This window comes from Rouxiella sp. Mn2063 (assembly GCF_049319665.1).
Taxonomy (GTDB): domain Bacteria; phylum Pseudomonadota; class Gammaproteobacteria; order Enterobacterales; family Enterobacteriaceae; genus JBMOUD01.
This window is the reverse complement of sequence record NZ_JBMOUD010000004.1, coordinates 13,574-39,051: the sequence shown is the minus strand read 5'-3', so window position 1 is coordinate 39,051 and position 25,478 is coordinate 13,574. Positions and strand designations below refer to the sequence as shown.

At 51.6% G+C, this 25,478-nt stretch carries 23 protein-coding genes; 19 read left to right on the top strand and 4 right to left on the bottom strand.

What is annotated here, in order from left to right; translation table 11 throughout:
• Window positions 1-112 precede the first annotated feature (112 nt).
• Both ACL9RG_RS07660 and ACL9RG_RS07655 read left to right on the top strand, forming a co-directional pair.
• Window positions 113-1,792, top strand: coding sequence for a Na/Pi cotransporter family protein (locus tag ACL9RG_RS07660; RefSeq protein ID WP_422792009.1), 1,680 nt, complete (start codon window positions 113-115; stop codon window positions 1,790-1,792).
• 35 nt (window positions 1,793-1,827) lie between these two features.
• On the top strand, window positions 1,828-2,175 hold the full coding sequence (locus ACL9RG_RS07655; protein WP_422792008.1) for an SLOG family protein: 348 nt from the start codon (window positions 1,828-1,830) through the stop codon (window positions 2,173-2,175).
• Window positions 2,176-2,247: 72 nt separating this feature from the next.
• On the opposite strand, the gene ACL9RG_RS07650 is transcribed toward ACL9RG_RS07655, so the two are convergent.
• On the bottom strand, window positions 2,248-3,033 hold the full coding sequence (locus ACL9RG_RS07650; protein ID WP_422792007.1) for a helix-turn-helix domain-containing protein: 786 nt from the start codon (window positions 3,031-3,033) through the stop codon (window positions 2,248-2,250).
• 170 nt (window positions 3,034-3,203) lie between these two features.
• Between ACL9RG_RS07650 and ACL9RG_RS07645 the strand changes: the two genes are divergently transcribed.
• The 5 genes from ACL9RG_RS07645 to ACL9RG_RS07625 are packed head-to-tail and all read left to right on the top strand — an operon-like array spanning window position 3,204 to window position 10,635.
• Window positions 3,204-5,369 carry a TonB-dependent siderophore receptor gene (locus tag ACL9RG_RS07645; protein WP_422792006.1) on the top strand — a complete coding sequence of 722 codons (2,166 nt, stop codon included), beginning with the start codon at window positions 3,204-3,206 and terminating at the stop codon, window positions 5,367-5,369.
• Window positions 5,370-5,371: 2 nt separating this feature from the next.
• Complete coding sequence (locus tag ACL9RG_RS07640; protein WP_422792005.1) at window positions 5,372-6,271, top strand: ABC transporter substrate-binding protein; 900 nt, start codon at window positions 5,372-5,374, stop codon at window positions 6,269-6,271.
• Window positions 6,268-8,277, top strand: coding sequence for a Fe(3+)-hydroxamate ABC transporter permease FhuB (gene fhuB, locus ACL9RG_RS07635; protein ID WP_422792004.1), 2,010 nt, complete (start codon window positions 6,268-6,270; stop codon window positions 8,275-8,277). Before ACL9RG_RS07640 ends, fhuB begins: the two co-directional genes overlap by 4 nt.
• A complete protein-coding gene (locus ACL9RG_RS07630) occupies window positions 8,264-9,940 on the top strand; it encodes a cyclic peptide export ABC transporter (RefSeq protein ID WP_422792003.1) in 1,677 nt (558 codons plus the stop codon). Before fhuB ends, ACL9RG_RS07630 begins: the two co-directional genes overlap by 14 nt.
• A complete protein-coding gene (locus tag ACL9RG_RS07625) occupies window positions 9,934-10,635 on the top strand; it encodes a TonB family protein (protein ID WP_422792002.1) in 702 nt (233 codons plus the stop codon). Before ACL9RG_RS07630 ends, ACL9RG_RS07625 begins: the two co-directional genes overlap by 7 nt.
• Here ACL9RG_RS07625 and ACL9RG_RS07620 read toward each other — a convergent pair.
• On the bottom strand, window positions 10,624-11,565 hold the full coding sequence (locus ACL9RG_RS07620; RefSeq protein WP_422792001.1) for an alpha/beta hydrolase: 942 nt from the start codon (window positions 11,563-11,565) through the stop codon (window positions 10,624-10,626). The genes ACL9RG_RS07625 and ACL9RG_RS07620 overlap by 12 nt on opposite strands.
• Before the next feature lie 141 nt (window positions 11,566-11,706).
• On the opposite strand from ACL9RG_RS07620, the gene ACL9RG_RS07615 reads away from it, so the two are divergent.
• The 11 genes from ACL9RG_RS07615 (at window position 11,707) to ACL9RG_RS07565 (ending at window position 21,484) form a co-directional block, all read left to right on the top strand.
• Window positions 11,707-12,627 carry a LysR family transcriptional regulator gene (locus tag ACL9RG_RS07615; protein WP_422792000.1) on the top strand — a complete coding sequence of 307 codons (921 nt, stop codon included), beginning with the start codon at window positions 11,707-11,709 and terminating at the stop codon, window positions 12,625-12,627.
• A gap of 231 nt (window positions 12,628-12,858) precedes the next feature.
• A complete protein-coding gene (vapB, locus tag ACL9RG_RS07610) occupies window positions 12,859-13,086 on the top strand; it encodes a type II toxin-antitoxin system VapB family antitoxin (RefSeq protein WP_422791999.1) in 228 nt (75 codons plus the stop codon).
• Window positions 13,083-13,496 carry a PIN domain-containing protein gene (locus tag ACL9RG_RS07605; RefSeq protein WP_422791998.1) on the top strand — a complete coding sequence of 138 codons (414 nt, stop codon included), beginning with the start codon at window positions 13,083-13,085 and terminating at the stop codon, window positions 13,494-13,496. Before vapB ends, ACL9RG_RS07605 begins: the two co-directional genes overlap by 4 nt.
• A gap of 120 nt (window positions 13,497-13,616) precedes the next feature.
• Window positions 13,617-14,660 carry a dipeptidase gene (locus ACL9RG_RS07600; protein WP_422791997.1) on the top strand — a complete coding sequence of 348 codons (1,044 nt, stop codon included), beginning with the start codon at window positions 13,617-13,619 and terminating at the stop codon, window positions 14,658-14,660.
• Between the two features lie 209 nt (window positions 14,661-14,869).
• Complete coding sequence (pqqA, locus tag ACL9RG_RS07595; RefSeq protein WP_010617686.1) at window positions 14,870-14,941, top strand: pyrroloquinoline quinone precursor peptide PqqA; 72 nt, start codon at window positions 14,870-14,872, stop codon at window positions 14,939-14,941.
• 55 nt (window positions 14,942-14,996) lie between these two features.
• On the top strand, window positions 14,997-15,908 hold the full coding sequence (gene pqqB / locus ACL9RG_RS07590; protein WP_422791996.1) for a pyrroloquinoline quinone biosynthesis protein PqqB: 912 nt from the start codon (window positions 14,997-14,999) through the stop codon (window positions 15,906-15,908).
• Window positions 15,909-15,917: 9 nt separating this feature from the next.
• Window positions 15,918-16,676 (top strand): pyrroloquinoline-quinone synthase PqqC, encoded by a 759-nt coding sequence (gene pqqC, locus ACL9RG_RS07585; protein WP_422791995.1) that lies wholly within the window; start codon window positions 15,918-15,920, stop codon window positions 16,674-16,676.
• Window positions 16,673-16,960 carry a pyrroloquinoline quinone biosynthesis peptide chaperone PqqD gene (gene pqqD, locus ACL9RG_RS07580; protein ID WP_422791994.1) on the top strand — a complete coding sequence of 96 codons (288 nt, stop codon included), beginning with the start codon at window positions 16,673-16,675 and terminating at the stop codon, window positions 16,958-16,960. Before pqqC ends, pqqD begins: the two co-directional genes overlap by 4 nt.
• Entirely contained in the window at window positions 16,923-18,089 is a 1,167-nt protein-coding gene (gene pqqE / locus ACL9RG_RS07575; protein WP_422791993.1) for a pyrroloquinoline quinone biosynthesis protein PqqE, read from the top strand. The genes pqqD and pqqE overlap by 38 nt, the downstream gene beginning before the upstream one ends.
• Window positions 18,089-20,521, top strand: a complete 2,433-nt coding sequence (gene pqqF / locus ACL9RG_RS07570) for a pyrroloquinoline quinone biosynthesis protein PqqF (protein ID WP_422791992.1) — start codon at window positions 18,089-18,091, stop codon at window positions 20,519-20,521. Before pqqE ends, pqqF begins: the two co-directional genes overlap by 1 nt.
• 102 nt (window positions 20,522-20,623) lie before the next feature.
• Window positions 20,624-21,484, top strand: coding sequence for an endonuclease/exonuclease/phosphatase family protein (locus ACL9RG_RS07565; protein WP_422791991.1), 861 nt, complete (start codon window positions 20,624-20,626; stop codon window positions 21,482-21,484).
• A gap of 74 nt (window positions 21,485-21,558) precedes the next feature.
• Here the strand turns inward: ACL9RG_RS07565 and ACL9RG_RS07560 are convergent, their stop codons facing one another.
• Both ACL9RG_RS07560 and ACL9RG_RS07555 read right to left on the bottom strand, forming a co-directional pair.
• Entirely contained in the window at window positions 21,559-23,553 is a 1,995-nt protein-coding gene (locus ACL9RG_RS07560) for a ligand-gated channel protein (protein ID WP_422791990.1), read from the bottom strand.
• Between the two features lie 225 nt (window positions 23,554-23,778).
• Window positions 23,779-24,675, bottom strand: coding sequence for a LysR substrate-binding domain-containing protein (locus tag ACL9RG_RS07555; RefSeq protein ID WP_422791989.1), 897 nt, complete (start codon window positions 24,673-24,675; stop codon window positions 23,779-23,781).
• Between the two features lie 102 nt (window positions 24,676-24,777).
• Between ACL9RG_RS07555 and ACL9RG_RS07550 the strand changes: the two genes are divergently transcribed.
• Window positions 24,778-25,374, top strand: a complete 597-nt coding sequence (locus ACL9RG_RS07550) for a short chain dehydrogenase (RefSeq protein WP_422791988.1) — start codon at window positions 24,778-24,780, stop codon at window positions 25,372-25,374.
• Window positions 25,375-25,478: the final 104 nt, after the last annotated feature.

Genomic DNA, 25,478 nt, shown 5'->3' with positions numbered 1-25,478 from the left:
TAGGAAATAAGAAAATAAAACTTATTCTCGACTGGGCCCATATCATTAATCGGTTCTCATTAAAGTTACTGCGTATTGTAAAAGTATCAACCCTGAAATAAGGGGAGTCATCATGTCTTTAAATGCCGTTTCTATAAATACTGTATCTGGAACCACTTTACTCATTAATTTGGCTGGCGCTATTGCGCTGCTGCTGTGGGGCAGCCATATGATTTCGACCGCTTTGCAGCGCGGTTTTGGCACGCAATTGCGTAACTTTATGGGACGTCATTTGAAGAATCGCTGGATGGCATTGCTCTCCGGGATTGGTATTACTGGCATCTTGCAAAGCAGCACCGCGGTGAGCCTGATGGCGACCTCCTTTACTGCCGCAGGAACCCTGAGCCTGGCCCCAGCACTGGCCGTCATGCTTGGCGCAAACATCGGCTCGACGTTGGTGGTGCAACTGATGAGTTTCAACACAGCCATCGCCATTCCGCTGCTGGTATTAGGTGGTTTTGTGGTGTTTAAACTGCGCGATCACTCCGGCTTTGAAAGCGCGGGTTGTGCCATGATTGGTTTGGGATTGATGCTGCTGGCACTTAGCTTACTTAGCGGCACATTGTGCCATATTGAGAGCACCCCGGTATTCAATGCGGTGATGCAAGGATTGCAGGGCGATACGTTAATTGCCTTGATGGTTGCACTGGTGCTGACGCTGATTTGTCACTCTAGCGTCGCGGTGATCCTATTGATCGCCTCGTTAGCGACCACCGGTGTGATGAATGCGCAAACCGCGCTGGCGCTGGTATTAGGCGCCAACATTGGCGGTGCGCTGCCATCGGTGATCAACGCTGGCTCTCAGGTTGCCAGAAGATTACCGGTTGGCAATTTATTGGTCCGTACTTTAGGGGCGCTGGCGTTTTTGCCGTTCCTGACGTTGATCGTCACGCATGTGGGCAACAAGGTTTCTATGGCTCAGTTGGTGGTCTATTTCCACACCGCCTTTAGCCTGGTATTGGCGCTGATCTTTATCGGTTTTACCGGTCCATTCGCCCGCTTTTTAGAGCAGCGTTTTCCAGAAGAAGAGCGCGGCACCGAATTAGGTATGCCACTGTATTTGGACGAAGCGGGCTTGGATATTGCCTATATCGGCCTGTCTAACGCGGTGCGGGAATCTCTGCGCTCGGCAGATATGCTCAGCATCATGCTCGATAGAGTCTTTGTGCTGTTTCAGAAGTTGGATCAGTCAATTGCGACGGAAATTCATCAAGTCGATCAATCTTTAGATCTGCTCAGTGCGGCGATCCGCGCCTATCTGGCGGATCTCGGGCAGGACGGCTTAAGTGATTCGGATGCTGACAGGGCACAAGAGATCTTGATGTTTGTGATCAACGTTGAACATGCCGGAGACATCCTGGCGAGCAGCCTGACGCAATTGGCAACGCGCCGCTCGCGCCGCAGCGAAGTGTTTAATGAGTTTGAATTAAACAATATCCGCCTATTGCATTGGGAGATCCTCACTAGCCTGCGCATGGCGGTCACGGCGTTTCTCGGTGAAGACCTACATGCGGCGCAGCAACTGGTGGCACGCAAAGAAGTGATTCGCCAATTAGAGGCTTCTGCCAGCCGCGAACACTTTAAAACCTTGCGTGAAGATAAAAATGCCTGGGCCGAATCTGGAGATATTTTCCAGCGCGTGCTGCGTGATTACCGCCGTGTACATCATCACATTGCGGCCGTGGCGTACCCGGTCATTGACCGTTTGGGTGGGGTAGTCAAGGACAACGCCACCTATGGCGAGAGCGCGTAAAAGAGCATCAACTAAGCAGGTGAGAGTGATTAACAATGAGAATACTAATAACCGCCGGACGATTTTACGCCGATATTAATATCGTCAAGAGAATGCTGGATTTGTACCATGAGGCCAATAGAATCAGCGTCGTCATTCATGGTGGACATCAGTCTTTAGGACCGACGATCGAAAACTGGGCACGCGATGCGGATGCTAATATTGTTCGCTATCCGCCTAATTGGTCGCTACACGGCAAATATGCTGAGGCTAAACGTAACTTGTTTATGCTCGAAGATAGCCAACCTGACGCAATGTTAGTGTTTCCGGGCGGCGAAGATACGGCTGATTTTGTCGATATGGCGAGAAAACGCGGGATAAAAGTCATCGAAACCGACATGTGACAGGCATAGCCAGGGCGGGAAAGCAGTCATACTCTGCTTCCCGCCCTGGTTATTCATATGGGTAAACGTTATTCAGGTGCGTAAATAGCGCTGTGGCGTTTCACCCAAGGATTTTTTAAACATCGAAATAAACGCGCTCGGGCTGTGATAACCCAGCTTGTTGGCAACGGACATCACCGTATCGCCCTGTGCCAATTGCGCGATAGCTTCGGAGAGCCTTAATTGCTGCCGCCAACGGGCAAAGGTCATACCGGTCTGCTCGCGAAATAAACGGGTTAAGGTGCGCGAGCTGGCACCGACTTTATTACCCCAAAAATCCAGCGTGGCATTGTTATCCGGTGTGGCAAGCATCAATTCACAAATGCTGAGTAAACGGCGGTCGGTTGGCAAGGGCAGTTTACACACAGGACTATCAGGGGTATTTTTCAGTTCATCAAATAATAGTGGTACGATTAGCGCCGCGCGAGAGGGATTGGCTGATGTGGCGGTTTGCGCCAATAATAGGTTTTGCAGCAATTCATTCATCAACGGACTGACGTGAAGACTATGGCACTCGGGCCAAAATGCATCGCCGCTGTGTCTGTCCATATACAAATTGAGTACCTGAATATCGCCCAGCGCGTGCAACTCGTGCGGACAGTCCGAAGGCAGCCAGATAGCGCGTAAAGGCCCGAGTGTCCAGGAAGACTGCGGCGTTAGCACACGCACGACACCACGAGTGCAAAACAGCAGTTGTGCCGCCTCATGAGCGTGCCAATTTTCTCGCGATTGGTTGCGATAGAATTTGCTGCTCATCACTAATGTCGGGGCTTGCGCCGGAATTTCCAGACCGTAACCTTTACGCCAAGTTTTGTCCATTTCCAACAATCGCTCATCAGTTGTGATAAATCCGCCGAGTTATGTCTGTTTTGCGTTATTTGATAGCAAAACATCGAGAACATTCTATCCTGCACTCTGTTCAATTAAAAGTTAATGATTATCATTTGTATCCTCATTTTTGCGCTTTCTTTTTTATCGGGGATACACACATGCAGGGGAAATTCGGGTTCAAACCGCGGCCAGTCAGTGCGGCATTGCTTATGGTGCTCGCTGCCTGGCAAACGCAGGCCGCAGAAACGGCGACGGCCAGCGGTGCACCGACGGCTACGACCACCAGCTCTACAGCGCCAGCCAATGCGACGGTGTTGCCGTCGGTCACTGTATCGTCAAATACCAACAATAATGATGCCGATACCTTTGTGGCGAAACAGGCTAGCGGCGCGACGAAAAGCAACCGTCCGCTGTTGGAAACCTCACAGAGCGTATCTGTTGTTACCCAGGCGCAAATTGCTTCCCAGGGGGCACAAAACGTCTCGCAGGCGCTGCGTTATCTTGGCGGCGTACAATCTGAAGCTGGCGGGGCAGATTACCGTTTTGATACCGTGATCGTGCGCGGCTTTAACGCTGATGAATACCTCGATGGTCTGCGTTTGCCGACGGTGACCTATTGGTCACGTCCGAATTACGATGCCTATCTGCTTAACCGTATTGAAGTGATCAAAGGCCCAAACTCGGTGCTTTACGGTCAGGCTAGCCCTGGCGGCGTGGTGAACATGGTCAGCAAGCGCGCTACTGCCGATCCTATCCATGAAATTTATGTCACGACCGGCAACCATAATCTGACAGAAGGCGGTCTTGACCTCTCTGGCGCATTGGATAACGACCAGCATTGGCTGGGACGCGTAACCGCAACGGCCTCGAAAAGCGATACGCAGGTCGATTACACCCAGTACAAACATTACGATATTGCGCCAACCCTGACCTGGCAGCCGGATGACAAAACCAGCCTGACCTTCCTCAGCCAGTTCCGTAAAGATCCCGATGCGGGTTTCTTTAACCAACTGCCGGTGCAAGGCACGTTGGTCAATAACCCGAACGGTAAGATCCCGAGTAATTTCTACGGCGGACAGCCGGGCTTTGATAACTACAGTCGCTCACAAGAGAGCGTTGGTTATGAGTTTATCCATCATTTTGATGATGTCTGGACGCTGGAACAGAACCTGCGTTATATGCAGACTCGCAGCGATTACGCGATGGTTTATCCATTTGGTGTCGTGGCGAATGCACCCGAAGTGCATCGTTACAGCATGCATATCAATGAGAAGCTGAAAGATTTCGATGTTGATACTCGTCTGGGCGCTAAATTTGACACCGGCGCGGTCAAGCACGACATGTTGTTCGGCGTGGATTATGTGCACGATGACCTGACACAAACCTCAGGTTACGGCGATGCTTCAGATCTTAATTACCTCAATCCTGATTACAGCACGCCGGTAGATATGCCCGCGCTGACTGACCATTCGCGCCTGTATATGGTGCAAACCGGTCTGTATGCGCAAGATCAGATGCAGTGGGATCAGTGGTTGTTGAATCTTGGCGGACGTTACGATAAAGCACAAAGCCGTAATAACGACTTGGATGACGATACACAAACGGTGAAAACCGATTACGCCACTACCGGTCGCGCGGGGCTGATGTATCTGTTCAATACCGGTATTGCGCCTTACATCAACTACGCCACGTCGTTCCAGCCGCAGGCTGGCACCACCTTTGCTGGTGAGGCATTCCGCCCAACTAAGGGGAAACAAACGGAAGTCGGGATTAAATATCAGCCTAAAGGCACTGATGCGCTGTTTACCGCCGCGGTCTATGACCTGAAACAGCAAAATGTCCTGACCGCTGACCCAGATCATCCTAACTTCTCGGTACAGACCGGCGCGATTCGTTCACGCGGCGTTGAGCTGGAAGGTAAAGTTAATATCACGCCACGTTGGTTAGTCAGCTCTTCTTATGCTTATACCGACCCAGAAGTCACCTCAGCTAACGATGGCACCGAAGGGAAATCGCCGGTGAGTATTGCTCGCCATACCGCGTCACTGTGGAGTGAATATGCCTTGCCTGGCGTGCTGGAAGGGGTAAGCGTTGGCGGCGGGGCTCGTTATGTTGGCACCAGCTATGCCAATAGCGAAAACACCATGAAAGTCCCCGCAGTAACGGTATTGGATGCGATGGCGCGCTACCGCTGGCAGCAGTGGCAACTGTCAGTCAACGTGCAAAACCTGACCGATAAAGTCTATCTGAACGCCTGTCAGGATAACGGCTGCCACTATGGTTTACGTCGCCAATATTTAGCAACGCTGAGCTATCAGTGGTAAGCATGAAACGTCGTCAGTTAATCCAACTGGCTTTCTCCCTGAGTCTGGCAGCGTTGTCAGGCTCGGGGCGAGCTTTTGCTGCCAGTGTTCAATCTCCCCGCTGGGTGATCCTCAATTGGGGATTGACGGAAATGGCCTTGTCGCTCGGTATTGTGCCAGTAGGGATTGCCGCGCCGCTGTGGTATCGCCGCCTGTTCAGCGCGCCTTCGTTACCGGCTGATGTGGCGGATGTTGGCCTGTTGTACCAACCAAACTATGAAACGTTACGCGACCTGAAGCCCACATTATTGGTGATAACACCCGGTCATTTGATGGCTAAAGCGCAATTACAACAGATTGCCCCGCTGCTGGTGCTGGAAACCGACAGCGAGCAGCCGTTGGCATTGGCGAAATCAAATCTACAAAAAATGGCGGCAGCGCTGAGCCAGCCGCAACGGGCTGAGCAGGTGATTGCTTCGGTTAATCAGCGTCTGGCGCGTGCGCGTCAGGCGGCGCAACCTTTCATTAAAACACCATTGTATCTGGCTCGCCCGGTTGATTCGCTACATCTATATCTGTTTGGAGCAGGTAGCCTGTTTCACGATGTATTAAACGAACTGGGACTCACTAATGCCAATCAATTGCCGGTAGGAGCGATGGGCGCGACCCTGATCACCGTCGACTCGCTGGCTACCAGCGCGCCGGGGCGCGTTGTACTGCTACCTGCTTACCCGCAAACGGACGTCACGACAGAGATTACCTCGAGATTGTGGCAAAGCCTGCCGATGCTTCAGGCGAAAAATCTGCTGACGCTACCCGATGGACTGTCAGAAAACGGCGGCCTGATCACCGCCGCGCGCTTTGCGGAATATCTGGTACAGGCGTTGCAACAAGGCAACCAACAGCAAGGAGGAAATCTATGAATCGCTTCTCGCTGCTCTCTTCTCCTGCCAGGCTTTGTGGGCTGTTATATCTGGCGGCATTGGCGCTGAGTCTGCAACAATTTAACCAACTGCTGCCGCTAAGTCAGTGGCACGCGCTTTTTCTGACGGATATTCCCGGCACCAGCGCCCGGCATATTATCGTTCACGATATGTGGCTGCCGCGCCAGTTGATGGCATTACTGTGCGGTATGGGATTGGCGTTTGCCGGAGTGGTGATGCAGCAAGCGCTGCGCAATCCGTTGGCGGAGCCGATGACACTGGGCGTGGCATCTGGCGCGACGCTTGCGTTATCCCTGACCACATTACTGGCCCCTGCTTGGTTAATGATGGGGCGTGAATGGATTGCCCTCGGCGGTGCGCTGATTGCCATGCTGCTGGTGTTTATTCTGGCTTCAAGGCAGGCATTCTCACCGCTGGCGCTAATCCTTGCCGGGATGTTAGTTAATTTGTATTGCGGCTCGATAACCCTATTACTGTCAATTGTTTACGATCAATCTCTGGTGGCTATTTTCATCTGGGGCGGCGGCTCGCTGGTGCAACAGGACAGCACAACGCTGTTATGGTTGTTGCCACGCCTGCTGGTTTGTTTAATCCCGGTGCTGTTTTTACTGCGTCCGTTAAGCCTGATGAGTTTAAACGAGCAGGTGACGCGGTCAGTCGGTATGTCGCCAACCACCGTGCGTACTATCACTTTGCTCTGTGCGTTGGCGATCAGCAGTTTGATTATCAGCGCCGTAGGCGTCATCGGCTTTATCGGGCTGGCAGCGCCGCATTTGGCTGCCTTGGCTGGTGCGCGCAAACTCCATCAGCGGTTGATCTGGTCGCCGCTGGTTGGCGGCGGGTTATTGTGGCTCACCGACCAATGCGTCAGCCGCCTGACCGGGATTAACGGCATGCTGCTGCCGACCGGCATGATGACGGCATTGATTGGCGGCCCGCTGCTGCTGTGGTATTTACCGCGTATCCGCAATATTGCGGTACCGCCGATGAAAACCGCTGGCCAGCAAAGTCCATCGCCAATTGGCAATTCCCGTATTGCACTGATCCTGCTGGTGGTTTTGCTGGCATTACTGACGGGCATTGCGCTGTCATTAGGTTTCGGCCGCAATTTACAAGGCTGGCATTGGGATTCGCTGCAAGATATTCGGGCGCTATTGCCATTCCGTTTGCCACGCTTGGCTGCTGCATTGGCGGCGGGCGTCCTGCTGGCGGGGGCTGGGGTGATTATTCAACGCATCACCACTAACTCAATGGCCAGTCCTGAGCTGTTGGGTATCGGTGCCGGAGCGTCATTAGGTATCACGCTAATGCTGTTGTTATTGCCGGGGGCGGGATTAGCGGGCTTGATACTGAGCAGCGCCATCGGGGCATTCTGTGTCTTGCTGCTCACCATTTGGACGGCGCGCCAAGGGCGTTTTAACCCGCAGCGTTTGTTGCTCACCGGGTTGGCTATCACCGCCATATTTCAATCGGTGGCTGGCGTCGTGATGACCAATAACGGCATGGCGGCCAATATGCTGCGCCAACTGATGACTGGCTCAACTTATTACGTCGGGACGTTTGCTGCCGTGGCGGCCTTAGTTCTTGCCGTATTTTTACTCGCACTTACGCCCTTAACCCGCCGTTTACTGCTGCTATTGCCTATGGAATCCGTGCCTTTATCGCTGGGGATGCGCGTACCCCGTGCGCGTCTGACGGTTATGGCACTGGCAGCACTAATGACCGGCGTTGCCACGCTGATTGTTGGTCCATTGTCATTTATCGGATTACTTGGGCCGCACATTGCCCGCCAGCTCGGCGCGCGTAAACCGTTAACCCAAATGCTGATGGCGGTAATGATCGCGGGCCTGCTGATGGTGTTCGCCGACTGGTTAGGCCGAAATCTGCTTTATCCACGCCAGCTTCCAGCGGGATTAATGGCCACCTTATTTGGCGGCCCTTGGTTAGCGGTGCTGCTTTATCGGCGGCAGCATGAACATTCATAACGCTGATGTGAATAATAAGAAAGACAGGGAAAACCCGATGCAGTTGATGACTTTTTTAATCCGCAGCGCTGGCTGGCTGCTGTTTACCGCGTTGGTTTGTAGCCTGATTAGCGGGCTGAGCAACGCGTGGCTACTGGCGCTGATTAACCAAGCGCTCACCGCCAGTGATGCGGCACGTATTGTCCTTGCCTTACAGTTTGTCGCCGGGGTAATCGTGATGTTGATCACTCGTACATTAGCGCAATACCTGTTTATGTCGATGGGACAGCAGGCCAAAGCAACGTTACGGTTACGTACGGTTCGCCAAATTGCTGACGCCGCGTTCAGCGTACTGGAACAACAAGGCCGGGAGAAATCATTAGCCGTGCTGACCCAGGACTTGGATCAGATCGTTATCTTCTTTGTCACTTTACCCAGCTTGTTGACCTATTCTGCGGTGATCGTCGGCTGTTTAGCCTATCTTGGCTGGTTATCGATGCCTGTCATGCTGATTGCTATTGTCACTATCGTGATCGGTTCACTCGGATTTGTTTGGGTTAATCGTCGGGCAATGACATTGCTCAAAAACTCTCGTCGGCGGGAAGACGGTTTGCTCAAACACTTCAATGCCTTGTTCGCGGGCGCCAAAGAACTGCGACTGCACCGTGAACGTAAACAGGCTTTTCTGAGTGGCGCTTTAGAAACCACCATCGAACAAGTGCGGGTTGAACGCACTCGTGGCTATGTGTTGTATGCATTAGCCAATATCTGGGGCAGCGTGTTTTTCTTTGCATTTATCGGCGTGGTGTTGTTCTTACTGACCAGCGTGATGCGGCTTGAGGGCGCGGTGCTTTCAGGCTTTGCGATGATATTTCTGTACATGATTGTGCCGATTGAAGGGCTTCTGTCTGCGCTTCCCAGCCTCGGCACCGCCCGAGTGGCGCTGGAGCGAATCGATAAAGTCAGTCAGTCGCTGCCCGCTGAAGTAGGGCATCCACAGAGGCAGCAACAGACGATGGTGTCGATTGAACTACGCAATGTTGGCCACCAATATTTCAATGAGCAGCATCAAAGCATGTTCCGTCTCGGGCCGCTGAGCCTGAGTTTCAAGCCAGGTGAGCTAGTGTATTTGATTGGTGGTAACGGCAGTGGAAAAACCACGTTAGCTAAATTGATCGTTGGGTTATACCCGCCGGAGAACGGTCAAATTCTGCTTAATGGTGAAGTGGTTGATGACAAGGCTCGTGATAATTACCGCCAGCTATTTTCTGCGGTATTTAGCGATTTCCACTTGTTTGATGATTTATCAGGGCTGAACTCTGCGGATTTGGATCAACGTGCAACCCAATTGATCCAAGCGCTGCAATTAAGCCATAAAGTGGCGGTAAAAGAGGGGCAGTTTTCTACGCTTGCGCTTTCCACCGGCCAGCGTAAGCGTCTGGCGTTAGTCGTGGCCTATCTGGAAGATCGACCCTTTTATCTGTTCGATGAGTGGGCAGCGGATCAGGATCCTACTTTTAAAAACGTCTTTTATCAGCAATTGCTTCCCGCTTTGAGAGCTCGCGGCAAAACAGTATTAGTGATAACCCACGATGATCGCTATTTCCATCTGGCCGACCGTTGTATCAAGTTGGAGTTTGGTCAGCTGTTGGCGGGCGAAGCCTTTGAGGAAGCGCCATGCTAACAACTTTTGTCTCGGCCTTGAGAAAAGATCTGAAACTTTTATGCATCATCGTCGTGGTGGCGTTGTTACACGGATTGTTATTACTCGGCTTACATTTTTCACCGCCCGATACACCGCCAGCCGCTCCCCCGGTGATGGCGGTGCAAATGCTGCAAATGGCACCCGAGCCGCAGCCGGTAAAGCAAATCGCGCATATCGATCCGCCGAAGCAGGTCGAGATTAAGCAGCCAGAGAAAGTGCCGGAACCGGTGGTACAGAAAGCGGATATCGCGATACCTAAAATTGAGAAACCTAAACCTGTGCATGCCGTTAAAGCCAAGCCAGTTGTTAAACCTGTGGCGCACCACGCTAGCAAGCCGCCAGCTATCAGTAAGGTGCCTAGTGTGAAAACACCGGTTGTGCAGGCCGTCGTGACACAACCGATATTTAATGCCGCTTATCTTAATAACCCGCCGCCGGAATATCCGAGCCTGTCGAAGAGGCTACGTGAAACCGGCACGGTGATGCTGAAAGTACAGGTCAGCCCCAGCGGGTTGGCTGAAAACGTGGCAATTAGCCATTCCAGTGGCTATGACCGTTTGGATCAGGTGGCCATCAACGCGGTAAAACGCTGGCGTTTTATCCCGGCCAAACAAGATAATCAGCCCATCGCGGCTTGGGTCATAGTGCCGTTGGTGTTTACGCTAGATACGTAGTGACTTTGCGGCCTCTTGCAGAACCTGTTCAATAAACTGCGCGGAGTTTTCCATTGCTTGCATGGCTTCTGGCAATATCGTGGCGTAGAAATGCCAAGCGTGGAACATGCCCGGCCATACTTCAAGCGTCACTCGCACGCGGTTCTCGCCAAGATGGGTGGCAAGTCGCATAGCGTCGCTCAACATCACTTCGTTTTCGCCAATTTGAATCATGATCGGCGGCAGGTCAGTGACATCAGCAAATACCGGTGAGGCTAACGGGTGATTTGGCAGGGTATCGTCAAGGAAGGTTTTAGCTAACAAGTTTAGAGCATCGCGGGTGCACAGTGGATCGTAACCGACACGGTTATACATCGATACGCCACTATGCTCAAGATTGGCCCAAGGTGAAATAGCGACACCACCGGCGGGTAAACCCCAGCCCTTATTTCGCGCCGCGACCATCACGTTGATGACCATTGCGCCACCGGCAGACTCTCCAATAAGGACGATTTTTTTCGCATCAATGCCTTGTTCTAACAGCCATTCATAAGCGCGGATCACATCATTGACTGGCGTTGGGAAGGGATATTCCGGCGCCAGGCGATAGTCAGGCAGATAGACACGTGCACCGACCATTTTCGCGTAGTTGCCACCAATGCCCAGATAACCGGCCGATGCCCCCATGATATAAGCGCCGCCGTGGATATACATCAATACGGCATCCGTTTTTAATTGCGCCGGTGTAATAAGCGTTCCCGGTACGCCCCCCATATTAACGTCGTTAATCGTGACATCGCTTGGATGTGGCTGTTTAGCCTGTAGGTTGTTATAAGCCGCCCGCACCTCGCTGATATCTGCGGCTGTTGGATCGCCGCTCAGAATAGGGCCGAGTTTGGACAGAATATGATTGGTTTCTTGCAGTGCGGCGAGCGTATTTTGATTGAGCATAGTGTTCCCCTAATGTTGGTGTGTTGATTGGCTTATTTGTCTTTATAGAAAACAGAAGGGCATGTTATAGAAAGCATTGGGGAATGTGTTTCCCCACTCAGGGAAGCGATAGTCCACAAACCAAAGCGGCGGGAGAACCCCATGGAGCTCAATAGTATCAATGACATCGCGGCTTTTGTGGCGGCGGTAAAAGCCGGAAGCTATACCCGTGCGGCAGGAAATCTGGGGCTGACTCGTTCGGCTATTGGTAAGAGCATCGTACGTTTAGAAGAGCGACTCGGCGTGCGTTTACTGAATCGCACCACGCGCAGCTTAGGGTTAACCGACGAAGGTCGGGTTATGTATGAACGTTGTCGACAGATCCTCGAAGATCTGGAAGAGGTCGACAGCACCATGGCAATGCGCCGTCACGTACCAACTGGCAGGCTAAAGCTTACTGCGTCGCTCTCCTTCGGACAGCGGCATATTCTGCCGCTGGTGGGGGAATATCTAAAGCTGTGGCCAGAACTCCAGGCGGATGTATCGTTCTCCGATCGCTTCGTCGATATCATCGAAGAGGGGTATGACATTGCCATTCGCATTGGTGACGGCAAAGAGGATTCCCGGCTCTTGTCGCGAACGATTGGCTGGCAGCAGGCGATGACTTGCGCGTCACCAGATTACCTGCAAAGGAGAGGGACGCCGCAGCATCCTCGGGATCTTGTCGACCACGATACGCTGTTCTTATCTGGTTTTTTGCGTCGCCGCGACTGGAAGTTTAAAACCTCAGAAGGCATTTACAGTTTTGATTGCCCAGGCCGACTGAATATCGACAGCTCCGAAGCCATGAGAGCTTCGGCTTTGGCCGGGTTTGGCATCATCCACCTGCCGACTTATCTACTCTTTGACGATCTGCAAAGCGGCAGGCTGGTGCCACTGCTGGAAACATTCAATATAGAGCCGGAGCCTATTAGGTTGCTTTATCCCAGCAAACGTCATCTCTCGCCGCGTATCCGCGGTTTTATCGATTTATTGGTGGCGCAGTGGCAGCAGGGCGTGCCTTGGGAGCAAACAAAAGAGTAGATCGCCAGCCGCACGGCAATCTAATGGCGAGCGATGTCGCCCAACAATTCAATATTCTCGAGTTAGCATCCAATATTCGACGCTGATGCATGTGTAGCGCTCTGTTATGAGGGAGAATCAGTCAGCACTAAAAAATGGCAGATGCTTAAAATATACACAGATGATACCCTGGCATATACTTAGCATATGTGACCGCAATTCGCGGCGCCATTATTTAGTGAGGATAAAACCATGAGGATCGTATCTGTGTTTAAAAATGGCAATAATCGCGCTATTCGCCTGCCGCGGGATATGGATTTTGAGGGCGTATCGCAACTGGAGATCTCGCGAGAAGGCGATACCCTAATTTTGCGTCCGGTGAAACCTAGCTGGGACTCTTTTTTACTGGAAGAAAAAGCGGATGCGGATTTCATGGTTGATCGTCAGGACGTAGTCGAAGAGGGACGTTTTGAGCTATGAGTCTTTTCATGCTGGATACGAATATTTGCTCATTTATTATGCGCGAACAGCCGCTGGCGGTTATTGAGAAACTACAGCGGTGTGTATTACGTCGCGACCGCATCGTGGTGTCTGCCATCACTTATGCTGAAATGCGCTTTGGCGCGATAGGTAAGAAAGCCTCGCCGCGCCACACACGATTGGTTGATGCCTTTTGTACTCGCCTCGATGCAGTATTACCTTGGGATCGTGCCGCGGTTGATGCGACCGCTGAGATAAAAATGGCGTTGGCTGCTGCCGGTACGCCAATTGGTGCCAACGATACCGCGATTGCCGGGCATGCGATTGCTGCTGGCGCGATACTGATAACCAATAATATGCGCGAGTTTGAAAGAGTGCCTGGCCTGACGGCCGTCGACTGGGTTAAGTGATCTTTGGCGCATATTTCACGCGGCGGCTAAACACTGCGATAAATATTCTCAACATTTTTGCCACAGGCTTTATGAGCAGATATACACTTTACTGACCATTTCCTCATCTCGATGTATGCCATGTCTACTTCTTCTTCTCGTTCTACACCGGTGTTCGATGGCCATAACGATCTGTTGCTGAATCTGTGGCTCAGCCAGGCTGAAAATCCAGTGGGGCTATTCCTTGATGACAAGCTCGATGGGCATCTTGATATGGCGCGCATTCGCCAAGGCAACATGGTGGGAGGGTTGTTTGCTGTATTTGTTCTGCCGCAAGATTATTTAGCGAAGTTCGCCCCGCATAAAACGGCGCTAGCGCATGACCCACTGGCCGTGACCCAGGCTCAGATAGCCCTGCTACAACACATCGAAACACAGTCGGCTGGACGGGCGAAAATTTGCCGCACGGTTGCCGAGATTGAATCTTGTATCAGCAGTGGCGTATTGGCGATGGTGTTGCATATTGAAGGTGCCGAAGCGCTGGATCCAGAGCTCAGGTTACTCGATAGCTGGTATGAAGCCGGGTTACGCAGCATCGGGCCAATGTGGAATCTGCCCAATCAATTCGGCTTTGGTGTGAAAGGTGATTTCCCAGGTTCTCCTGATACCGGCGAAGGTTTTACCCCGGCGGGGATCTCTTTGCTCCACGCCTGTAACCGTAAGCGTCTGCTGATTGACTTGTCGCATATGAATGAGAAATCATTCTGGCAGACTGCGCAATACAGCGATGCGCCGCTGGTGGCAACCCATTCAAATGCCCACGCACTATGCCCACATCCACGTAATTTGACTGATAAACAGCTTGCGGCTATTGCCGAAAGCGATGGCTTTGTTGGCGTTAATTTTGGCACCACGTTTTTACGCGCCGATGGCAAACGGGATAACAACACGCCTCTTAGCGATATTGTTCGCCACCTCGATTATTTGCTCGAAAAACTGGGTGAAAACCGCGTAGGTTTTGGCTCAGATTTTGATGGCACCAATGTGCCAGACCCGTTGGCAGATGTGGCCGGATTACCACGTTTAATTCAGGAATTGAGTGATGCGGGCTACGATAGCGCATTAATTGAGAAACTTGCATGGCGCAACTGGTTGCGCGTACTCCGGCAGACTTGGGGCCACTGATCCTCCCATAAAGTGGTGCTACGAATAGCACCACTGCACACACACCTTATTCTTGTACTACTCTTTTAAGGTTACAGAGCTTGCTATCGATTTGATCGCTTAGCAAAGGTCTTATTCGCCAAAATATCGATGTTTGGCAATTAACCCATCACTTCTGTAACGACTGTCTCGGTGATTAGCCAATCTCTTTCTATCTAGAGGAAATCATTATGTGGAAGAAACCAGAATTTGTAGATTTGCGCTTGGGCTTGGAAGTGACGCTATATATTTCTAATCGTTAAGTGTTTGCGCCCACAGAATTTCTGTGGGCACTTTTCATTTTCTCACGGATTTTCCATGCTGATAAAAGTTCTTGGTTCTGCGGCAGGGGGCGGTTTCCCACAGTGGAACTGTAACTGCAGCAATTGTCAGGGGGTGCGAAATGGCACGATGCCAACCTCTGCTCGCACTCAGTCATCTATTGCGGTAAGTGATGATGGTCATGAGTGGGTGCTATGCAATGTGTCCCCCGATATCTGCCATCAAATTGCTGCAACGCCTGAGCTCATCAAACACGATGTGCTTCGCGGTACGGCAATAGGCTCAATTATTCTCACTGACAGCCAGATTGATCACTGTGCTGGTTTACTCAACTTGCGAGAAGGCTGCCCACATCAGGTGTGGTGCACGTCAGAAGTGCATGATGACCTCACCAGCGGATTCCCGATTTTTACTATGCTAAAACATTGGAATGGCGGATTGGTGCATCACGCTATCCGGCCCAATGATGCTTTCAGCGTGGCGGTATGTTCTGCGCTGAAGTTTACCGCCATCCCGTTACTGAGCAATGCGCCGCCTTATTCACAATATCGTGGCAGGCCATTGCCGGGTCATAACGTCGCGCTATTTATTGAAGATACTCGCAGTGGCAAGCGGCTGCTGTATGCACCGGGTTTAGGGGAGCCAGACGCCACGCTGCTGGAATATATGTATCAGGCAGATTGCCTACTCATTGATGGCACGCTGTGGCATGACAACGAGCTCGCTGCGACTGGCGTGGGAAGTCATACCGGTAAGGACATGGGACATTTGGCGTTGGCGGAAGAGCAGGGCTTAATAACGCTGCTCAGTACATTGCCTGCACAGCGCAAGATCTTAATCCACATAAATAACACCAACCCGATCCTCGATGAATCTTCTGCCCAACGGCAGGCACTCACTGAAAAAGGTATTGAAGTCAGTTGGGATGGGATGCGTATCGACTTGTAGGTAAACATTATGGATCAACAACACAAACTACTGACCGCAGAAGCCTTTGAACACGCGCTGCGGGCGAAAGGCGCTTATTACCACATTCATCATCCTTACCATATTGCTATGCATAATGGTCAGGCAACCCGTGAGCAGATCCAAGGATGGGTCGCTAATCGTTTTTACTATCAAACCAGCATCCCGCTAAAAGATGCGGCGATCATGGCCAATTGCCCCGATCCACAAACCCGACGTAAATGGGTGCAGCGTATTCTCGACCATGATGGTTATGGCGACAATGAGGGCGGGATTGAAGCTTGGTTACGCTTAGGTGAAGCGGTGGGATTGGAGCGTGATGCGCTGTTATCTGAGGAGAAAGTGTTACCGGGCGTGCGTTTTGCCGTTGATGCGTATGTCAATTTTGCGCGGCGTGCCGGTTGGCAGGAGGCGGCGTGTAGTTCTCTGACTGAACTGTTCGCCCCACAAATCCATCAGGCAAGGCTAGATACTTGGCCGCAGCACTATCAATGGATCGAAGCCGAAGGTTATGGCTATTTCCGCAGCCGTTTAAGCCAAGCGAACCGCGATGTTGAACATGGTTTACAGCTTGCTTTGGAATACTGCAATACCGTTGAAAAGCAACAACGGATGCTGGAAATCCTGCAATTCAAACTCGATATTCTATGGAGCATGCTGGATGCCATGAGCATGGCGTATGAACTTCATCGCCCGCCGTATCACACGGTAACGCAACAGCCAGTGTGGCATCGAGGCAAACTTCTATGATCACTATTCATGAACAGCAGATCCCAGCTTTTCGCCGCGGGTTTCGCCTGCAATGGGAGCAGGCACAGAATAGCCATGTTGTGTTGTACCCCGAAGGGATGGCAAAACTTAATGAAACGGCCGCGGCGATCCTCGAACTTGTGGATGGCAAGCGCCCATTGCAGGCGATTATTACTGTGCTTAATGAGCGCTTTCCCGATGCCGGTGGCGTAGACGATGACGTTAAAGAGTTCTTTGGTCAGGCCTATGAACAAAAATGGATCATCTTCCGTGAAGCTGTCTGAAAATAAGGTGAATCCGCCACTGTGGTTATTGGCCGAATTGACCTACCGTTGCCCATTGCAGTGTCCGTACTGCTCTAATCCGCTGGATTTCGCCCAGCAAGAAAAGGAGCTAACGACCGAACAGTGGATCGAGGTGTTTAAGCAGGCGCGTGCGATGGGCAGCGTGCAGCTTGGTTTTTCCGGTGGCGAGCCGCTGGTGCGTAAAGATTTGCCTGAACTTATCCGCGCGGCGCGGGAGTTAGGCTTTTACACGAATCTCATCACCTCAGGAATCGGCTTGACTGAGAAGAAGATCGACGCCTTTGCCGATGCCGGTCTGGATCATATCCAGATCAGTTTCCAGGCCAGTGATGAAACGCTTAATGCCGCGTTGGCCGGCTCACAAAAAGCTTTCCAGCAAAAGCTGGCGATGGCTAAAGCAGTAAAAGCTCACGGTTATCCGATGGTGCTAAATTTTGTGCTGCATCGGCATAATATCGACCAAATCGACCGCATTATTGAGCTGTGTATTGAGCTGGAAGCCGATGATGTAGAACTGGCGACTTGTCAGTTCTATGGTTGGGCGCAGCTTAATCGCGAGGGCTTATTACCCACCAGAGAGCAGATTGCACGGGCGGAAGACGTGGTGCATCACTATCGTCAGCGCATGGCGGAGAGTGGCAATCTAGCCAACTTGCTGTTCGTGACCCCCGACTATTATGAAGAGCGTCCTAAAGGCTGTATGGGCGGCTGGGGCGCAATTTTCTTAAGCGTTACGCCAGAGGGTACCGCGCTGCCTTGCCACAGTGCCCGCCAACTGCCGGTGCAATTCCCATCGGTACTCGAACATAGTTTGCAAGATATCTGGTACCACTCCTTTGGTTTTAATCGTTATCGTGGTTTTGATTGGATGCCGGAGCCTTGCCGATCTTGTTCTGAAAAGGAGAAGGATTTCGGCGGCTGCCGCTGCCAGGCCTTTATGTTAACTGGCAATGCGGACAATGCCGATCCGGTTTGTTCTAAATCACCGCATCACGGGCAAATCTTGCAGGCGCGTGAGCAGGCTAATTGCACCAACATGCAGATTAGCCAGTTGCAGTTCCGCAATCGCGCCAACTCACAGCTCATTTTTAAGGCTAAACCTGCCTGATGAGCCAGAAAATAAGCCAGCAAATGCGCTTGGCTAACGGGCTACAAGTTCAGTTGATTCACGACCCGTTAGCCACCAGCGCGGCGGCGTTGATTCAGGTTGATACCGGGAGTCATGACGAGCCTGAAGAGTGGCCTGGGTTGGCGCATTTGCTTGAGCATGTGCTGTTTACAGGCAGCAGTGCTTATCAAGATGATGAACGGTTGATGGCTTGGGTGCAGGCCGAAGGCGGTAAACTTAATGCGACGACATTGGCCACATCCACCGCGTATTTTTTTGAGATTGCCAGCCATAAACTTGAACCTGGATTCGCCCGGCTGGTGGATATGCTCGCCGAGCCATTGCTGGCAGTTCAAGCCGTACAACAAGAAGTTGCGGTGATTGACGCCGAATATCATATGCTTTGCTCTTACGCTGACACACTGTGCGATGCTGCGCTCAGTCAGGCTGTTATTGGCCCTCATCCGTTGCAGCGTTTTTGTGTCGGTCATCGCCAAAGCTTTGGTGATGATATCCCGCGCTTGCAGCAGGCTTTACGTCGCTACTATCAACAATTTTATCACGCTGCTAACCTCAGACTCTGGCTGCAAGGGCCACAACCTTTGGCGCAATTATCGGCGCTAGCCCAGCGTTATGGCGCGCAGTTTTCCTGTACCGAGCAGGCGATAGATTCTGCGGCGACTGTCCCTTTAATTTTGCAAAGCGAGCGAACACTGGCGCTATGTTGCGCGGGATCACCGCGTTTACGGCTGTCCTTTATATTGCCTTCGCCACCTAAGAGGCTGAAGCCTGCGCTGGTGCTATTGCGACAATTGTTGATTGACTCAGCAGAACAGAGTTTGTTGGCGATATTACGCGCCAGAGGGTTGGCTGATGATATTTGTCTGTTGCTGCCTTACTGCGACGACCGCCAGGCTATTCTCACCATTGAGATTTCTGTGTGTGCTGATGACCCGGCGCTGTGCGCTGATATTGAGATCCTTTTCTGGCAGTGGCGGCAGCAGTTATTGTCCTTGAGCCGATTATCTCGGCACCATTATGCGAGCCTGGCCGTGCGTGCTTTTGATTATCTCGCGCCGCTGGATCAGTTGCGTGCCCGGGCATTTGGTTTGGCCCCGATTGAGCGCGAGGAAGAGAGCGATTGGCAGGCTTTGTTGCAACTATTGCACCGCGATAATGCCACGCGTTTATGGTCATCGCCTGCGGTAAAGGCTGACGCAATCGACGCGCAAGGTTTTAGGCTACAACTCGGCCCGCTAACATTCCCACCGCGACATGAAGCCTCGGCTGTGCCGTTGTTTCGCTTTTATCCTCAGCCACAACAGGTCGATTTTGCTGTGTTACCGACATCAAAAATCCGCTTGCCACATATTGTGCCTGATGCAGGGGAAGGGATGCTGTTGTTAAGCCCAGCCCCAGGAAATCTATTATCGGAACGCAGCCGGCACCTTATTCAAGCTTGTTTGCGTACGCTGTCTGGCCACTGCGCTCATCTTGGCGGTGAGCTGGTTTTCGATGTTCATCAAGGGCTTTGGTTGTTACAACTACGAGCTGAGAATTCGGTGATGCTCAGCAGTGTGGCGCAGCTAATGAGTCGATTGAGCAGGGTATCTGACGAGGATAGGGCGCAAGGTGAACGGGCTTTTGCTAAAGCAGAGTTAGCGGCACGGGCAGATATTGCGGTGCGGCGTTTGCTCCAAAAACTGCCGATGTTCTTAATGCAGCAAGGCGTCATGCAGCCAGACGCGAGCGCGGATTCTACAGCGCTGCTGCCACCGGCGTGGCAAGCCATACTTTATGGCGGCAATGCAGAACTTCATCATCAACTCTCGCATCTGCTGACGCGTTTCCCTGCAACGATCAATACAGGAAGCACAGAGTATAGCGAGGCGATATTTGTGCCGCGTCGTTATGCTATGGCGACCGACGGGCCTGATTCGGCAGTGCTGTTGTTTTGCCCTTTGGGGGAGCAGAGCGCACTGTGTCTGGCGGCGTGGCGCTGTCTGGCGCTGATCTTCGAGCCGCATTTCTTTCAGCGTATGCGGGTTGAGAAGAGTATTGGCTATGTCGCCAGCTGCCGTTTTCATCAGAGCGCGGGCTTTGCCGGTCTGCTGTTTGCACTACAATCTCCGAGCTGTTCGAGCGCTGAGTTGTTTGCGTATATCGAGGAATTTATCGTAGAAATGGCCGGGGTGATTGCCGCTATTTCACCCAAGCTCATGGCCGAAAAATTAGCGATATTGCGAGATGCTTTGCAGATTTCTCGCCGAGATAAGCCTGAGCAAGCGCGCGAATATTGGTGGCAACAGCAGGCTTATTTCCCTGCAATGACCGAACAAGACATTACGCAGCTTGACCTGCCTCTGCTACAACACTATTACCGCCTGTTTTGTTGTGATGCTCTTCAAACATCATCAATTCACCTCAGTTAACGCCATAAATACGTCATCCGATTGACATCAATTTACGCTACTTAATTAGGCCAGTTTACCTGCCGGGTGGCAGGCTCATACCGCTAATGAAAGAGTCGAATTATGTTAATCGTCAGCTACAACATTCAGTATTCTCTGGGTCGCGATGGGAAATATGATATCGCACGCATCGCCGAGGAGATTGGTGGTGCCGATATTATTTGTCTGCAAGAGGTGGAGCGCTTTTGGCAGCGTTCCGGTAATCTCGATCAGGTGCAGGAACTGGCCGATAGGTTAGGTGGCTATCACTGGATCTACGGTGCGAATATGGATATGGATGCCAGCAGCGTGGATGAAAGCGGTAAGGTCAATAATCGTCGCCGCCAGTTTGGCAATCTGACGCTGTCGCGTTGGCCGATCCTTTCTAGTCGCAACTTCCCTTTGCCGAAATATGGCACCCTGCATCAACACTCTCTGCAACGCGGTTTGCTGGAAACGGTGATTGATACAGGCAGCGATGTCTTGCGTGTTTACAATGTGCATTATTGCCATCTTGATGCGCAAACGCGTCTGCCACAGGTGGAAGCGACGATGGATATTATTGCACGCGCGCCGCTTGAGGGTGGGGCTTGGTGCGGTGGACATCCTGATCCCGCGGCAGGTTGGCTGGAAGGTACCATACCACCAATGCCGGAACCGATGATGTTGATGGGGGACTTAAACTTCCTGCCAGACAGCGCCGAATACAATCTATTGCTCGGTGCCAAATCCGCAGATTATGGTCGGTTATCGCGTCGTAAAGGATTCGTTGATGCCTGGGTTGCCGCTGGGCATGAAGAGCAGTCTGGTGTGACCCACCCAGAGCTGCCGGGGCGTATTGATCACTGCCTGTTATCGCCAGAACTTGCCAGCCGGGTTCGCCGCTGCTGGATTGATATGGATAACATGGGATCGGATCACTATCCGCTGTGGGTTGAAATTTAAGTTGCCCGGTAAGGGTTTTAGATAAAACCCTTACCGCCTATTGCTATCCTACTATCGCGATTAGCTCGCTCGCATCAGAAGTTATAGGTCATACCCACGCTGTAACGACGTCCATCCAAGGTGGTGTTGTAGTGATCGTAATCGACTTGCTTATCCAGAATGTTATAAACCCCGGCGGTCAGTTGCAGCTTTTTGCTGGCCTGATAGCTCAGACCGGTATCAATAAAGCTATAAGACGGCGTGCTTTGCGCCATTGAGGTTCGGCTCAAGTATTCCGAGGTTTTGCTGCGGAAATTGAGGCGTGACCACAGGCTGACATCCTGTGTCGCTTTCCAATCGAGCGTGGTGTTGAACATGTGTTTTGGCATTTTATTCAACGCCTTGCCTTGATATTCCCCACTTTTCTGTTCGGACTGGGTAAAGGTGTAGTTTGTGGCTAACGTCCAGTCTTCGGTAATATCCCATCCGGTGGTCACTTCTACGCCGCGCATATTGGCTTTGTCGACGTTGACCTTATCGCTAACAAAGTCATAAACCTCGCTGCCAATGGTGCAAGAGGGATCGTTTCTGCTGCTGCAACGACGTAACTCGGTAATCTTGTTTTTGAAATCGGTGTTAAACACAGTAACGCCAGCATTCAGGCCTTTCTGGTTATCCCAGAGTACGCCGATCTCTTCGCTGACGCTTTTTTCTGGTTTCAAGTCTGGATTACCGACGATGATGCCATTGCTGACGCCGCCACCGGTAACTTGTCCCCAGTTGGCTGAAGATTCACGTAAATCAGGTGAGCGGTAGCCGGCGGAAACCCCGCCTTTTACTGTCCAGGTATCGGTCAGATGCCACACGCCGTACATCCGTGGCGTCCAGTGGCTGCCGTAGTTTTCGTCTTGATCCATTCGCAACCCAGTGGTCAGGCTGAAATCGCGAGTCAATGCCCACTCATCCTCGGCAAACAGCGCCCAGCTCCAGCGTGTTAATTTGCTCTGATAATCAGAAGCGGCCAGCTGATTGCCTTTATCGCGCAGCTCTTCATAGCGATATTGTCCGCCCAGATTCAGCATATGGTCGCCAAGCTCAAACTGATTCTGAGTATTGAAGATAGTGTTATACATCTTCATATTCCGGCCTGGATTATTGGTTTCTTCACGCTGAACGTAGCTGGTTGTGTGGCCAAGGTCGTAATAGCCATTGTGGGTGATTGAGTAGTTGTTACGTACGTAGAGATTTTTACTGGCAGTATTATCTCTGCACTTTCCACGGCTACAATTTTGTTCAGCGATGGATTTACCCGGCGTGCTATTGCGGTTTTGCAATGAGCGGCCAAATTCAAAATCAAAATCGTTTTGCTCATTGGGGGTCAGGCTGAATACCGCCGTACCGCTGCGCATACGCTGTTCGTTGTAGCCATTCACGATGCGGTCTTCAGCACGACGCGACCATAAGCCATTCACCCGCAGCCCGAGCAAACCGTCAATCAAGGCGCCGGATGCATAACCGTTGGTTTGGAATAAATCACCGGAATGACTACGTTCCTGCAAGGTTGCATCACCGTGAATGGAGCCTTGCCATGCCTGAGTATTCGAGGTTTTGCGGGTAATAATATTCACCACACCACCCATTGCATCAGAACCATATAGTGAGGACATGGGGCCGCGTACCACTTCGATGCGCTCAATAGCTTCCATTGGCGGTAGCCAGCCTTGTTCAATACCCGCGTTATCGCTGTTAGGGCGAGTACCGCGCGTATCGACCCGCTTGCCATCAACCAGAATCAGCGTGTATTTAGATGCCATGCCGCGAATGCTGATATCGCTGCTGCTGCCACCGCCAGTAATCACTACCCCCGGCACATCTTTTAGTGCATCCGTCACGTCGCGATAGGCTTTGTTTTCAATCTGTTTACGTGGGATCACCGAAATTGAGGCCGCTGAATCCTGGATTTTTTGCTGAAATCCAGAGGCGGTAACTACCATGGTATCGGTGGCGTCTGACGGTGCGGCAAGTAGGTTTGCGCTAGCGAGTGAAGTGATAATCAAGGCAGCAACTTGGCTGTAGACAAGCTTTTCCATGTAATAAATATTCCTGGCTCAGAGCGAACAGGCATTACGGCTGTTCTGGTATTGAATGAAGGACTCAATCTGCTGCACGGCATTTGATGACGTGAGGCGTAAGCGCATTGTAAGGAAATAAAACAGAATGTAAATAATAATGAAAATGATAACTACTATCATTACTAAAATTGTGACGAGATAGGAAAAACAGAAGTGAACTGCGCTGAGATGACCTCAGCCAGCTTAGTCAGGTGATAAGGCGTTTTCGGCCTGCTGCCGCATCCAGTCTATAAAACTACGATGTTTGGCGCTGATATGCATATCTTGTCGCCACATCAAATGAATAGGGCGCGGAGCTGGCAGAGCGTGCTCGAGTAAACTCAGGAGCGTGCCACGGGCGATATCTTCGGCGAGCAGCAGGCGGGGTTGTAGGATAAGTCCCGCCCCGGCAAGTGCCGCACGACGTAAGGCCTGACCGTCATTACAACTAAAGGTGGCTCCGCTTTCTGGCCAGATTAATGCATCGCCGGAACGCCAGGCATTGCGTTTATTCCAAGTGGTGTTATGCAGGCAACGGTGTGAGGTAAGCTCGTCTCGATGGCGTGGTGTGCCATGTTGTGCCAGATAGTCTGGTGAGCCTGCAATAATCATTTGGTAGTCGCCGAGTCTCTGGGCAACCAACGGACTGTCACTTGGCAATGCCCCAATACGAATAGCAAAATCAAAACCTTCAGCAATAATATCGACAAAGCGATCGCTTAATTCCAGCTCAATATTCACCTCGGGATAGTGCAGTTGAAACTCACTGCATAAGGTTGCAATGGCGCAGCTGCCTAATGTCACCGGGGCGCTGATGCGCAGGCTACCTGCGGGAAAACGCCGCAGACTGTCGATACGGTTTTCTGCATCGCGCAGTGCGGCCATGACCTGTTGACTCTCTTCATACCAGGCTTTACCTGCTTCAGTGAGCTTTTGGCGGCGAGTATTGCGCTGTAATAATCGTGTTTGCAGATGTTCTTCCGTTTGCGCCACGATTTTGCCAACCATCACCGCAGAGATATCGAGTTGTTTGGCGGCTTCACTGAAGTTTCCGCTTTCAACAACCGCGATGAAAATTTCCATTGCGCGTAATTTATTCATGATTCCTAACTTTTAGTTGGTAATGAACGAATCTTTTGCTCATTTTTCTTCTTATTCCAATGTCTCAGTATGGAGTCTAGTTTATGCAGACAGGGGATAAAAATGAAAGTGATGGTTATTGGTGCCAGCGGCACCATCGGACGCGGTATTGTCGATAATCTACAGCGCGATCACGATGTTATTCGCGTAGGGAAAACTCAGGGCGATTTTCAGGTGGATTTAACGGATGAATCTTCAGTTAGCGCGCTATTTGCCAGTACGGGTAAGGTTGATGGCATCATCGCCGCGACCGGCGGCGTGCATTTTGGTCCGTTGGCTGAGATGAGCAGCGAGCAGTTTGTGTCTGGTTTGCAAGATAAGTTGATGGGACAAGTTCGACTGGTATTAATCGGCAAGGATTACCTGAATCCCGGCGGATCTTTTACGCTAACTACCGGTATTTTGACCCAGCATCCGATCCGCACTGGTGTAAACGCCACGACAGTGAATGCTGCGCTAGAAGGCTTTGTGATGGCTGCCGCCAATGAGCTTTCAGGCCAGCGTATCAACGCAGTAAGCCCAACTGTCCTGACCGAAGCATTGGATAAATATGGCGCATTCTTCCCCGGTTTTGAAAGCGCAGCGGCAAGTCGTGTAGCGCTGGCGTATCGGCGTAGTCTGGAGGGGATTGAAACAGGGAAGGTTTACCGCGTCTGGTAAGGCTCAGTCATATCTGGCGTTGCGTTTGTCGTGACGTAACGCCCAATGATTTTGGGTATATAGCGACAGAAGTACGATTATTCTCAATCAGAAATTGTTATGTG

Bases quoted from the DNA above. Each gene is read 5' to 3' on its own strand.
- vapB (WP_422791999.1), top strand. From the start codon at position 12,859: ATGAGGATCGTATCTGTGTTTAAAAATGGCAATAATCGCGCTATTCGC.
- fhuB (WP_422792004.1), top strand. From the start codon at position 6,268: ATGAATCGCTTCTCGCTGCTCTCTTCTCCTGCCAGGCTTTGTGGGCTG.
- ACL9RG_RS07565 (WP_422791991.1), top strand. From the start codon at position 20,624: ATGTTAATCGTCAGCTACAACATTCAGTATTCTCTGGGTCGCGATGGG.
- pqqE (WP_422791993.1), top strand. From the start codon at position 16,923: ATGAACAAAAATGGATCATCTTCCGTGAAGCTGTCTGAAAATAAGGTG.
- ACL9RG_RS07600 (WP_422791997.1), top strand. From the start codon at position 13,617: ATGTCTACTTCTTCTTCTCGTTCTACACCGGTGTTCGATGGCCATAAC.
- ACL9RG_RS07655 (WP_422792008.1), top strand. From the start codon at position 1,828: ATGAGAATACTAATAACCGCCGGACGATTTTACGCCGATATTAATATC.
- ACL9RG_RS07660 (WP_422792009.1), top strand. From the start codon at position 113: ATGTCTTTAAATGCCGTTTCTATAAATACTGTATCTGGAACCACTTTA.
- ACL9RG_RS07555 (WP_422791989.1), bottom strand. From the start codon at position 24,675: ATGAATAAATTACGCGCAATGGAAATTTTCATCGCGGTTGTTGAAAGC.
- ACL9RG_RS07615 (WP_422792000.1), top strand. From the start codon at position 11,707: ATGGAGCTCAATAGTATCAATGACATCGCGGCTTTTGTGGCGGCGGTA.
- pqqC (WP_422791995.1), top strand. From the start codon at position 15,918: ATGGATCAACAACACAAACTACTGACCGCAGAAGCCTTTGAACACGCG.
- ACL9RG_RS07605 (WP_422791998.1), top strand. From the start codon at position 13,083: ATGAGTCTTTTCATGCTGGATACGAATATTTGCTCATTTATTATGCGC.
- pqqF (WP_422791992.1), top strand. From the start codon at position 18,089: ATGAGCCAGAAAATAAGCCAGCAAATGCGCTTGGCTAACGGGCTACAA.
- ACL9RG_RS07645 (WP_422792006.1), top strand. From the start codon at position 3,204: ATGCAGGGGAAATTCGGGTTCAAACCGCGGCCAGTCAGTGCGGCATTG.
- ACL9RG_RS07620 (WP_422792001.1), bottom strand. From the start codon at position 11,565: ATGCTCAATCAAAATACGCTCGCCGCACTGCAAGAAACCAATCATATT.
- pqqB (WP_422791996.1), top strand. From the start codon at position 14,997: ATGCTGATAAAAGTTCTTGGTTCTGCGGCAGGGGGCGGTTTCCCACAG.
- ACL9RG_RS07650 (WP_422792007.1), bottom strand. From the start codon at position 3,033: ATGGACAAAACTTGGCGTAAAGGTTACGGTCTGGAAATTCCGGCGCAA.
- ACL9RG_RS07640 (WP_422792005.1), top strand. From the start codon at position 5,372: ATGAAACGTCGTCAGTTAATCCAACTGGCTTTCTCCCTGAGTCTGGCA.
- pqqD (WP_422791994.1), top strand. From the start codon at position 16,673: ATGATCACTATTCATGAACAGCAGATCCCAGCTTTTCGCCGCGGGTTT.
- ACL9RG_RS07560 (WP_422791990.1), bottom strand. From the start codon at position 23,553: ATGGAAAAGCTTGTCTACAGCCAAGTTGCTGCCTTGATTATCACTTCA.
- ACL9RG_RS07550 (WP_422791988.1), top strand. From the start codon at position 24,778: ATGAAAGTGATGGTTATTGGTGCCAGCGGCACCATCGGACGCGGTATT.
- ACL9RG_RS07625 (WP_422792002.1), top strand. From the start codon at position 9,934: ATGCTAACAACTTTTGTCTCGGCCTTGAGAAAAGATCTGAAACTTTTA.
- ACL9RG_RS07630 (WP_422792003.1), top strand. From the start codon at position 8,264: ATGAACATTCATAACGCTGATGTGAATAATAAGAAAGACAGGGAAAAC.